The sequence below is a fragment of the Cyanobium sp. BA20m-14 genome, assembly GCF_024346295.1.
Genome location: NZ_JAGQCR010000131.1, coordinates 1 through 8,619, shown reverse-complemented (window position 1 = coordinate 8,619; position 8,619 = coordinate 1). Strand labels below are relative to the sequence as shown.

General features: G+C 65.6%; 14 protein-coding genes and 1 pseudogene. 8 read left to right on the top strand and 7 right to left on the bottom strand.

Going from position 1 to position 8,619, the window contains the following annotated elements; translation table 11 throughout:
- Positions 1 to 336, top strand: a 336-nt coding sequence (locus tag KBZ07_RS12240) for a hypothetical protein (protein WP_254931876.1), incomplete at its 5' end; no start/stop codon positions are given.
- Positions 337 to 352: 16 nt separating this feature from the next.
- Here the strand turns inward: KBZ07_RS12240 and trpB are convergent.
- Positions 353 to 1,624: a tryptophan synthase subunit beta gene (gene trpB / locus KBZ07_RS12235; protein ID WP_396121860.1), complete on the bottom strand. Its 1,272-nt coding sequence runs from the start codon at positions 1,622 to 1,624 to the stop codon at positions 353 to 355.
- Positions 1,625 to 1,787: 163 nt separating this feature from the next.
- Here trpB and KBZ07_RS12230 point away from each other — a divergent pair, with 163 nt between their 5' ends.
- The 3 genes from KBZ07_RS12230 (at position 1,788) to KBZ07_RS12220 (ending at position 2,840) form a co-directional block, all read left to right on the top strand.
- Positions 1,788 to 2,033, top strand: a complete 246-nt coding sequence (locus tag KBZ07_RS12230) for a FitA-like ribbon-helix-helix domain-containing protein (protein ID WP_254931875.1) — start codon at positions 1,788 to 1,790, stop codon at positions 2,031 to 2,033.
- Positions 2,030 to 2,419, top strand: coding sequence for a type II toxin-antitoxin system VapC family toxin (locus KBZ07_RS12225; RefSeq protein WP_254931874.1), 390 nt, complete (start codon positions 2,030 to 2,032; stop codon positions 2,417 to 2,419). Before KBZ07_RS12230 ends, KBZ07_RS12225 begins: the two co-directional genes overlap by 4 nt.
- A 76-nt stretch (positions 2,420 to 2,495) precedes the next feature.
- Complete coding sequence (locus KBZ07_RS12220; RefSeq protein WP_254931873.1) at positions 2,496 to 2,840, top strand: translation initiation factor; 345 nt, start codon at positions 2,496 to 2,498, stop codon at positions 2,838 to 2,840.
- 19 nt (positions 2,841 to 2,859) lie between these two features.
- Here KBZ07_RS12220 and KBZ07_RS12215 read toward each other — a convergent pair whose 3' ends face one another.
- Both KBZ07_RS12215 and KBZ07_RS12210 read right to left on the bottom strand, forming a co-directional pair.
- Positions 2,860 to 3,231, bottom strand: a complete 372-nt coding sequence (locus tag KBZ07_RS12215) for a type II toxin-antitoxin system VapC family toxin (RefSeq protein WP_254931872.1) — start codon at positions 3,229 to 3,231, stop codon at positions 2,860 to 2,862.
- Positions 3,228 to 3,470: a type II toxin-antitoxin system VapB family antitoxin gene (locus KBZ07_RS12210; RefSeq protein WP_254931871.1), complete on the bottom strand. Its 243-nt coding sequence runs from the start codon at positions 3,468 to 3,470 to the stop codon at positions 3,228 to 3,230. The genes KBZ07_RS12215 and KBZ07_RS12210 overlap by 4 nt, the downstream gene beginning before the upstream one ends.
- Positions 3,471 to 3,603: 133 nt before the next feature.
- Here KBZ07_RS12210 and cysC point away from each other — a divergent pair, with 133 nt between their 5' ends.
- Complete coding sequence (gene cysC / locus KBZ07_RS12205) at positions 3,604 to 4,260, top strand: adenylyl-sulfate kinase (protein ID WP_254931870.1); 657 nt, start codon at positions 3,604 to 3,606, stop codon at positions 4,258 to 4,260.
- Here the strand turns inward: cysC and KBZ07_RS12200 are convergent.
- Positions 4,217 to 5,329: an AI-2E family transporter gene (locus KBZ07_RS12200; RefSeq protein WP_254931869.1), complete on the bottom strand. Its 1,113-nt coding sequence runs from the start codon at positions 5,327 to 5,329 to the stop codon at positions 4,217 to 4,219. The two genes, cysC and KBZ07_RS12200, sit on opposite strands and share 44 nt — an antisense overlap.
- Positions 5,329 to 5,877 carry a 5-(carboxyamino)imidazole ribonucleotide mutase gene (gene purE / locus KBZ07_RS12195; protein WP_396121899.1) on the bottom strand — a complete coding sequence of 183 codons (549 nt, stop codon included), beginning with the start codon at positions 5,875 to 5,877 and terminating at the stop codon, positions 5,329 to 5,331. Before purE ends, KBZ07_RS12200 begins: the two co-directional genes overlap by 1 nt.
- A gap of 59 nt (positions 5,878 to 5,936) precedes the next feature.
- Here purE and KBZ07_RS12190 point away from each other — a divergent pair, with 59 nt between their 5' ends.
- Complete coding sequence (locus KBZ07_RS12190; protein WP_254931877.1) at positions 5,937 to 7,115, top strand: N-acetylglucosamine-6-phosphate deacetylase; 1,179 nt, start codon at positions 5,937 to 5,939, stop codon at positions 7,113 to 7,115.
- Here the strand turns inward: KBZ07_RS12190 and KBZ07_RS12185 are convergent.
- A complete protein-coding gene (locus tag KBZ07_RS12185; RefSeq protein WP_254931867.1) occupies positions 7,069 to 7,473 on the bottom strand; it encodes a type II toxin-antitoxin system VapC family toxin in 405 nt (134 codons plus the stop codon). The genes KBZ07_RS12190 and KBZ07_RS12185 overlap by 47 nt on opposite strands.
- Entirely contained in the window at positions 7,473 to 7,742 is a 270-nt protein-coding gene (locus KBZ07_RS12180; protein ID WP_254931866.1) for a type II toxin-antitoxin system VapB family antitoxin, read from the bottom strand. Before KBZ07_RS12180 ends, KBZ07_RS12185 begins: the two co-directional genes overlap by 1 nt.
- A gap of 113 nt (positions 7,743 to 7,855) precedes the next feature.
- Here KBZ07_RS12180 and KBZ07_RS12175 point away from each other — a divergent pair.
- Together KBZ07_RS12175 and KBZ07_RS12170 are read left to right on the top strand one after the other, a co-directional pair.
- Positions 7,856 to 8,201: pseudogene (locus KBZ07_RS12175) on the top strand (magnesium protoporphyrin IX methyltransferase); the annotation flags it as partial.
- Positions 8,202 to 8,298: 97 nt separating this feature from the next.
- The gene (locus KBZ07_RS12170) at positions 8,299 to 8,505 is read left to right on the top strand and encodes a 2-oxoisovalerate dehydrogenase (protein WP_254931865.1); all 207 of its coding nucleotides are present in this window, start codon (positions 8,299 to 8,301) and stop codon (positions 8,503 to 8,505) included.
- The last annotated feature ends 114 nt before the right edge of the window (positions 8,506 to 8,619 follow it).

The window sequence follows — 8,619 nt, the reverse complement described above, 5'->3', positions numbered from 1 at the left end:
AAACTTCAGGCCAAAATTATTAATTGGGAAGATCAATTATCTGATCCCTCCTGCATCGAGGATCTGGCAGCTTTGATAAATCCGGAGCAACGGGAACTGGCCATGAAAACCGCCGTGATGGTGGCTTCCGCATCAAGACAGCAGCAGGACGATGAATTCATCTGCGAGCAAGAGCGCGCGATCCTTTCTCGTCTTGCCACCGGCCTCGAACTGAGCCCCGATCAGCTGCAAACAATCGAGAACGCGGCGGCCGAGGAGATCAAGGAGCACCCCAACCTGTGGCAGGTGCTGTTTTCGCTATTCGGCAATCGTTTCGACTTCCCAGTTCTGGGCTGATCCCAACAGGCTTGAATCAGCCCCCCATCTTGTCGCCGAGCTTCTCGGCCACAGTGTTCACGTCCTTGTCGCCGCGGCCCGAGAGGTTAAGCACCACCTCAGTGCCGGGGGCCAAGGTGGGGCAGAGCTTCTCCAACCAGGCGAAGGCGTGGGCCGTTTCCAGTGCCGGGATGATGCCCTCCAGCCGGCACAGAAGCTGCAGGGCGTCCAGTGCCTCGGTGTCTGTCACGGCGCCGTATTCAGCCCGGCCGATGGTTTTGAGGTAGCTGTGCTCGGGGCCGACGCCGGGGTAATCGAGGCCGGCGCTGATCGAGTGGGCCTCCTGCACCTGGCCCTCCTCGTCCTGCAGCAGCAGGCTCATGGCGCCGTGAAGCACCCCAACGCGGCCCTCGGTGATGGTGGCGGCATGGCGGCCGGTGGCCACGCCATCGCCGGCGGCCTCAACCCCCACCAGACGCACGTCCGTGTCCTGCACGAAGGGATGGAACAGGCCCATGGCGTTGGAGCCACCGCCCACACAGGCAACCAGCACATCGGGATTGCGGCCAAAGGCCTCGTGGCACTGGCGCTTGGTTTCCTCACCGATCACCGCGTGGAAATCGCGCACCAGCATCGGGTAGGGGTGGGGCCCAGCTACCGAGCCGAGGATGTAGTGGGTGCTCTCCACGTTGGTGACCCAGTCGCGGATCGCCTCACTGGTGGCGTCCTTGAGGGTGGCAGTGCCGGCAGTCACAGGTTGCACCGTTGCCCCCAGCAGCCGCATGCGGAAAACATTGAGGGCTTGACGGCGCATGTCCTCGGCGCCCATGTAAACGACGCACTCCAGCCCGAAGCGGGCGCACACGGTGGCGGTGGCCACGCCGTGCTGGCCAGCGCCGGTCTCGGCAATGATCCGCTTTTTGCCCATGCGCAGTGCCAGCAGCGCCTGCCCAAGAGCGTTGTTGATCTTATGGGCGCCGGTGTGGTTGAGGTCTTCCCGCTTCAGCCAGATGCGCGGGCCGCCCTCGGGCCGGCGGTAGTGCTCCGTTAGCCGCTCGGCCTCATAGAGGGGATTGGGGCGCCCCACATAGGTGCGCAGCAGGTGGTTGAGCCGGTCGGTGAAGGCCGGATCCTTCCAGGCCTCAGCCGCGGCCTGCTCCAGCTCCGCAAGAGCGGGAATCAGGGTTTCCGGCACGTACTGGCCGCCGAACTGGCCGTAGCGGCCCAGGCTGTTTGGGCGAGCTGCGCGCTCCAGGGCCGCTGGATCGACGCCGCTGGCTGCGGAGATGGGAGAGACGGTGCTTGTCACCGGTGGCGCTATCAGATCTTGTAAGCCTAAGAAGCCAGCGGCCGGCAGCAGCGCTTCCAGCACACGAGCATCGTTGGACGACGCACGGCGATCCAGAACCACGGCCTGCAAGGGTCCAGAACGGATCCATAATGGTTGTATCGCCTTGAGATCGCTGGCTGCCGTGGCCAAAACCATCACACTCAAAAACCTGCCCGAGGCGCTTCATGCCCGGCTCGCCGCGGCGGCCAAGCGGCACCGGCGCAGCCTCAACAATGAAGCGATCGTTTGCCTGGAGGCCGGACTAGGCCATGACCACTTGGCCGCAGAGCAGCAGCTAGGAGAGATTCGGACCCTGCGCGACAGCCTGGCTCGGCACAGCTTTGATCCGGCTGAGATCGATGCCTTCAAGTGCGAAGGTCGGCCTTGATTGTTGTCGACACCAACGTGCTGGCCTATCTGCTGCTGCCAGGGCCCAAAACAAAGTTGGCAGAAGCTCTGTTGCTCGATCAACCCCGCTGGGCAGCACCGCCGCTCTGGCGCAGTGAGTGGCGGAATGTGCTCACCACTTACCTGCGGCGTGACCTGCTCCTGCTCCCGCAGGCCGTGGCGCTGATGCAACGGGCAGAGGTGCTGCTGGCTGGCCAGGACGAACCGGTGGCGTCCGAACAGGTCTTGCAGCTGGCTCACAGCAGCCGCTGCAGTGCCTACGACTGCGAATTTGTGGCTGCTGCGCAGCAACTGGGGGTGCCGCTGGTCACGGAAGACCGCGCTGTACTTATTGCATTCCCGGACGTGGCGAGACCCCTGGGTTAAGGCCCGAACCGGGGGCATTGCGATCACGGGGAAGGCTGCGCCGACCAGAATCCGAACCAGCGTTGCAGGATTGGGCATGGCCAAGAAGGGCGGCTGGCAGGAATTCAGCAGCAACGCCGCAAGCACGGCCAGACCCACCGCCTCTGGGGCCGGCCCGGCGGGCGCACCCAGCCCAAAGGCCCAGCAGCGGGTGCGGGTGCAACGCACCAAGGCAGGCAAAGGGGGAAAACTGGTGACGGCGATCACGGGCCTTGAGGCGCCGGAAGCCGAGCTGAAAACACTGCTCAAGCAGCTCAAGGCCGTTGCCGGCACAGGCGGCACCGTCAAAGACGGCGTGATCGAGCTGCAGGGCGACCAGGTGGCCCCGGCCCTGGCGGCGCTGGAGAAGGAGGGCTTCCGGCCCAAGCAGGCGGGGGGATGAAAGGCAAGCGCCACCAACCTCAGAAACCCGCCTTGGTGAAATCGTCGCCGATGTAGCCAAGGGGCAATTGGTCACGCTCAGCCAGGGCCGCCGCAAAACAATCCCCGAAGTTGAGCTGGGCCGGATGACCCTGGCCCTTGCCAAAACGCTTGAAGATGCCGAGAGCGCGCTCTGCCAGATCCGCATCCACCGGCACAAGATCGGGGTCAATCAGATCCAGCAAGGTCTGCATCGGTTCGAGCACTCCACGGCAGTGAGCAACCAGCAGCAGCTCCTGCAGGGTGCCTGCGGACATGCGTAGGACCTCTGCCTCCTCGAGCGTCTGCTGGTGTCGCTCCCACCCCGGCTCTCGCTGAAGAATCGCCAGCAGCAGCGAAGTAACCAGAATCACGATGGCAAGCCCTGCTCGTCGTACAGCGAATCGGGATGAAAAGGTTTGGCCGTCTCAATGGCCTGATCCTGCAGGACTGGTAACTCGGCACTGAGGCGCCTGCGCCGGCTCAACCACCGCTGCCGCTGCAGCTCCAGCTCCAAGGCATCCCGCACAATCTCCGTGGACCCTCTGCCCGTGAGCTGCCGCAGCTGCTCGAGCAGGGCGTCCACCCGAGGGCTCTTGATGCTGACAGCCATTGCGGAAAATTTTTCTAGATTTTAATTCTAGAATCAAAATCAGCCCTCGTGCACCAGACAACAAAGCACCTCTCAAAGGCCTGGCGCGAAGCACAGGGGAGAATGGCCCCATCCGTCCCAACGCCCTGCGCCGATGTCCGCCGCTCCCACCAACCCGACCTACGGCGAAGTCACCACCCAGGGAGCCTCCACCAACATCGCCTGGCACCACACCTCGGTGGATCGCTCTGGCCGGGCCCTGCAGCGCGGCCACCGCAGCGCCATCCTTTGGTTCACCGGCCTCAGCGGCTCGGGCAAAAGCACCCTGGCAAACGCCGTGAACTCCGCCCTGTTTGAACAGCGACTCAGCTGCTACGTGCTGGATGGAGACAACATCCGCCACGGCCTCTGCAAGGACCTGGGCTTCTCCGATGCTGCCCGCGAGGAAAACATCCGCCGCATTGGCGAGGTGAGCAAGCTTTTTCTGGATGCGGGGGTGGTGGTGCTTACCGCCTTCGTGTCGCCCTTCAAGGCCGACCGCGACAAGGCCCGCGCCCTGGTGGACCCCGGCGACTTCATCGAAATCCACTGCGCCGCCGATCTGGAGGTGTGCGAGGGGCGCGACACCAAGGGCCTTTATGCCAAGGCGCGGGCCGGCGAAATCAAGGAGTTCACGGGCATCTCCAGCCCCTATGAGGCCCCCGAGCAGCCCGAGCTGCGGGTGCCCACCGGCAGCCAAAACCTGGAGGAGTCGGTGGCCGTGGTGCTCAGCTATCTGGCAGCTCAGGGCGTGATCCCGCAGGGGAGCTGAACACCGGCACCTCACCGGAGCGCAGCTGCTCTCCCCAGGCATCAAGAAAGGTTTTGGCGCAGCTGGCCACCGGCACCGCCAGCACCAGGCCGAGCAGATCCCCCAGGCCCAGCAGGCTGCCCAGGCGCGCACCCAACGGCAGGCTGATCAGCAGCCAGGCCGGCTGCAGGCCCACACTCCGGCCCATCAGCCGGGGCTGGATCACCTGGTCCACCACCTGACCAACGCTGATGGCTGCGGCCAGCACTTCTAGGCCCGTGCGGGGATCATCCAGGGCAAGCAGCACGCTCACCGCCACGATCGTGAGGGCACTGGCATAGGGCACCAGGGTGGTGAAGCCAATCGCCACCGCAAACAGCACTCCATAGGGAATGCCCAGCAGGGTGAACACCACGATCTGGGCAACGCTGAGAATCAGGGCCAGCAACACCTGGCCGGCGAAGTAGCCGCGGAAGGTGCGGTTCAAGGTCGTGACCACCAGGCTGCGCGCCCGTAGGGGAAGCCACTGGGCCAGGCCGGAACTGATGCCCTCCCCTCCCAGCAGTAGAAACACCGCCAGCACCAGCACGATCACGGTGTTGACCGTGAGGCCCACGGTGGTGCCCAACAGACTGAGCAGCTGCTGGCTGAATTGGCGGGCCAGCTGGCTGGTGCGGGTGAGCAGCTCGCTGCTGAGGTCGCCAAAATCGGTGGGCAGACCCCGCGCCACCGCCCAGGCCTGCAGCTGCTGCAACAGGGTTTCCCCCTGGGCCAACCAGCCCGGCAGGGCCGTGATCAGCTCGCCCAACTGCTCGACCAGCCGCGGCACCAGCCAGACGGCGGCCAGGCCGATCAGGCCCACACTCACCCCCACCACCAGGGCGTAGGCAAGCCAGCGCGGCAGACCGCGGCCCATCAGCCAGCGGCTGGGCAAATCCAGCAGGAAGGCGATCAGGGCGGCCGCCACAAACAGGGCCGGGAAGGGCGCCAGGGGCAACAGCAGCTGGCGCAGCACCCAGAGGTTGAGCACCAGCAAGGGCAGGGCCAGGCCGGCCTTGAGCCAGGGGGGCAGAACGAGCCGTTCCAGCATCAGCCCATCTGCTCCAGATAAGCCCGGCTGCCCAGCTGCTGCAGGCGGGAGTCCTTGGCCGTTACCTGGCCGTGCAACCCATCGCGGTAGTCCGAGATCTCCTGGGCGAGGCGGGGATCAGCGGTGGCAAGGATCTGCGCCGCCAGCAGGCCAGCGTTGAGGCCATTACCGATCGCCACCGTGGCCACCGGAATACCAGCGGGCATCTGGACGATCGAATGGAGCGAATCCACACCCGATAGGGCCCGGCTTTGCACCGGCACGCCGATCACCGGCAGGGTGGTGAGGGCGGCCACCATGCCGGGCAGGTGGGCGGCGCCGCCGGCGCCGGCCACGATCACCTTGAAGCCGCGCCCGCGGGCCATCTGGGCAAATTCCACCATCTCCAGGGGAGTGCGATGGGCAGAGAGCACCCGCACCTCTACCGCCACTCCAAACTGCTCCAGCACCTGCACCGCCGGCTGCATCGTGGGCAGGTCTGAGTCGCTGCCCATCACCACCGCGACCCTGGGAACACCGGGGCCCGCGGGCGAATCGGAAGGGGGGATGGCAACCACGCAGGCGCAGGCGGAGAATGGCATTGTCCCGTCTGGCGGCCCTTCTGCCCATGCGCTGGCTCAGCAATGTGCGACTGCCCCAGGCCAAGCGCTGCAGCCATGGCGCCAACCAGCGCTGGCGCATCGGCCTTGACGACGACGATCTGATCAGCCTGGTGGAGCCTTTGCCCGCCGGCAGCCGGGCCGCCGGTGACGACTGGCACGGCGACTGGCTCAGCCCGGCCGGGGTGGATCTGCAGATCAACGGCGGACTGGGCCTGGCTTTTCCGGAGCTCACGCCGGCCGATCTTCCCCAGCTGGAAGCGCTGCTGGAGCTGCTCTGGCGCGATGGTGTCGAAGCGATCTGCCCCACCCTGGTGACCTGCGGCGTTCCACCCCTGCGCCAAGCCCTGGCCGTGCTGGCCGAGGCGCGGGCAGCCCACCGACCAGGCCGCTGCCAGCTACTGGGCGCCCACCTGGAGGGTCCCTTCCTTGAGCCCAGTCGCCGGGGCGCCCATCCCGCCCAGCACCTGGCCGCCCCCAGCCTGGCCGCCCTGATGGAACGCATTGACGGCTTTGAAAGCGACATCGATCTGGTGACCCTGGCCCCGGAACTGGAGGGCGCTGGCGCCGTGATCACCGCCCTGGCCGAGCGGGGCATCGTGGTGAGCCTGGGCCACAGCGCCGCCAGCGAGACCCAGGCCCAGGCAGCCTTCGCTGCCGGGGTGACGATGCTGACCCACGCCTTCAACGCCATGCCTGACATGCACCGGCGCGCGCCAGGGCCGGTGGCGGCGGCCGCCCTGCGGGGGGATGTGGCAATCGGCCTGATCGCCGATGGGGTGCACGTGGCCCCCACCATGGCGGTGCTGCTGCAGCGGCTGGCACCTGAGCAAGTGGTGCTGGTGAGCGATGCCCTGGCCCCCTACGGCCTCGGCGAAGGCCAGCACCGTTGGGATGAGCGCTTGCTGATCGTGGCCGACGGCAGCTGCCGGCTGGAAGACGGCACCCTGGCCGGCGTCACCCTGCCCCTGCTGGAGGGGGTGCGGCGCCTGGCCCAGTGGACCGGTGAGCCGGCCCGGGCCATCGCCGCGGCCACCGTGCTGCCCCGGCGGGTGCTGGGCGATGACCGCAGCCTCGACCAAATGCTGCTGGGCATGCCCCTAGCGGAAACCCTGCGCTGGCAGGAGGGGCCCGCCGGACTCAGCTGGCAGCGGGGTTCCAGGCCGACTGAAGATCGGTATCACTGAAATCGTTGCCCTTAAACAGCAAGGGAACTCCAGCTCCCTTCGCTAGGGCGTATGAGAAGCAATCGCCGAAATTCAAGCCAGCACGATGCCGGCCTTTGCCGTAGCGGCTGAAGGCACTGCGGGCGAGCTCGGCCTGAACGCGATCAACAGCCACGATGTTGACCTGAGCCGTGCTAAGGAACAGATCCAGATCGCGCTGGCCGTCAGGGCCTAAGCGAGCTTCCAGCACGATGGAGAGCTCCACAAGGGCCGCCGCCGAGAGCATGCAACTCTCGGCGGCGGCAATCACGGTGTTGAAAGCACTGCGCTCGGGCTCGTCCTGGAGGATTGCCAGCACTGCAGAGGTGTCAATCACCATCAGGAGGGCAGGCCACGGGGGTCGTAGCCGAGGATCTGCTCTGCCGTGCGCTGGTCGCGCATCGGCCTGGCAGCACAGCTCAGGGCGATCTGATCAAGACGACTGACGAGGAGCTCCTGGGCGTCAGGACGGGTCGTCTGCTGGCGGCGTAACCGCTGCAGACGTTCCTCGAGGGCCAGGATCACGGCGACAGTTTTGCTTTCTCCGGCGAGAGCAGCCAGCTCCGCTGCAAGCCTGCTTGCCTCTGGATTGCGAATGTTCAGCGCCATGGCCAAGCCGTGTAGACAGCGCAATTTCAGTGTAGACACGTCGCGAGATCATGGGCGCTCGCCGGAACGGCTACCTAGGATCCAGCCCACCCCTAGGTCCTGTGCCGCGCTCGATGCCCACCGCAGCCAAAACAGCAGCCGAAAAAGCCGAGGTGAAGGGCTACTTCGAAAGCACCGGCTTTGCGCGCTGGAATCGCATCTATAGCCGCAGCGACGACGTCAACCGGGTGCAGCGCAACATCCGCATCGGCCACCAAAAGACCGTTGACAACGTGCTGGCCTGGCTGCAGGAGCAGGGCGGATTGGAGAGCCGCAGCTTCTGTGATGCCGGCTGCGGGGTGGGCAGCCTGGCGATCCCCCTGGTCCAGCCACGAGCAGCTGCTGTTCACCGCCTCCGACCTGGAGAGCCTCGAGGGTCGCTTCGACACGGTGATCTGCCTGAATGTGTTTATCCACTTTTCACGCCTGGTCAGCTTCGAGCGAACACTGCAGGCCAACCAGCCCCCTTATCCGATGCCAGACTCTTAATTGGCAGGAGGCACCGGGCAAAAGCGCGATGAACGAAATTCTTTTTGTCGTGGAAGAAGCCGAGGACGGGTCATTCCGAGCCAACGCCGTTGGCAGTTCGATTCACACCGAGGCGGAGGATTTGGAGCAGCTGCATCAAGAGATCCGTGATGCCGTGCACTGCCACTTTGAGGAGGGTGATGCGCCCCCGTTGATACGGCTTCATCACGTGCGCCAGGAACTGCTGGCCCTGTGAAGATCCCCCGTGATCTCGATGGTGCAGAACTGGCGCGGCGGTTAGCCCGATTTGGCTATGCCGTGACCCGACAAAGTGGCAGCCACATGCGACTCACTCGCCTGCTGCCGAACG

What these genes read in the sequence shown, in the direction of transcription:
- KBZ07_RS12170 (WP_254931865.1), top strand. Translation starts at nt 8,299, where the DNA reads ATGAACGAAATTCTTTTTGTCGTGGAAGAAGCCGAGGACGGGTCATTC.
- KBZ07_RS12210 (WP_254931871.1), bottom strand. Translation starts at nt 3,470, where the DNA reads ATGGCTGTCAGCATCAAGAGCCCTCGGGTGGACGCCCTGCTCGAGCAG.
- KBZ07_RS12220 (WP_254931873.1), top strand. Translation starts at nt 2,496, where the DNA reads ATGGCCAAGAAGGGCGGCTGGCAGGAATTCAGCAGCAACGCCGCAAGC.
- KBZ07_RS12200 (WP_254931869.1), bottom strand. Translation starts at nt 5,329, where the DNA reads ATGCTGGAACGGCTCGTTCTGCCCCCCTGGCTCAAGGCCGGCCTGGCC.
- cysC (WP_254931870.1), top strand. Translation starts at nt 3,604, where the DNA reads ATGTCCGCCGCTCCCACCAACCCGACCTACGGCGAAGTCACCACCCAG.
- KBZ07_RS12185 (WP_254931867.1), bottom strand. Translation starts at nt 7,473, where the DNA reads ATGGTGATTGACACCTCTGCAGTGCTGGCAATCCTCCAGGACGAGCCC.
- KBZ07_RS12180 (WP_254931866.1), bottom strand. Translation starts at nt 7,742, where the DNA reads ATGGCGCTGAACATTCGCAATCCAGAGGCAAGCAGGCTTGCAGCGGAG.
- KBZ07_RS12190 (WP_254931877.1), top strand. Translation starts at nt 5,937, where the DNA reads ATGCGCTGGCTCAGCAATGTGCGACTGCCCCAGGCCAAGCGCTGCAGC.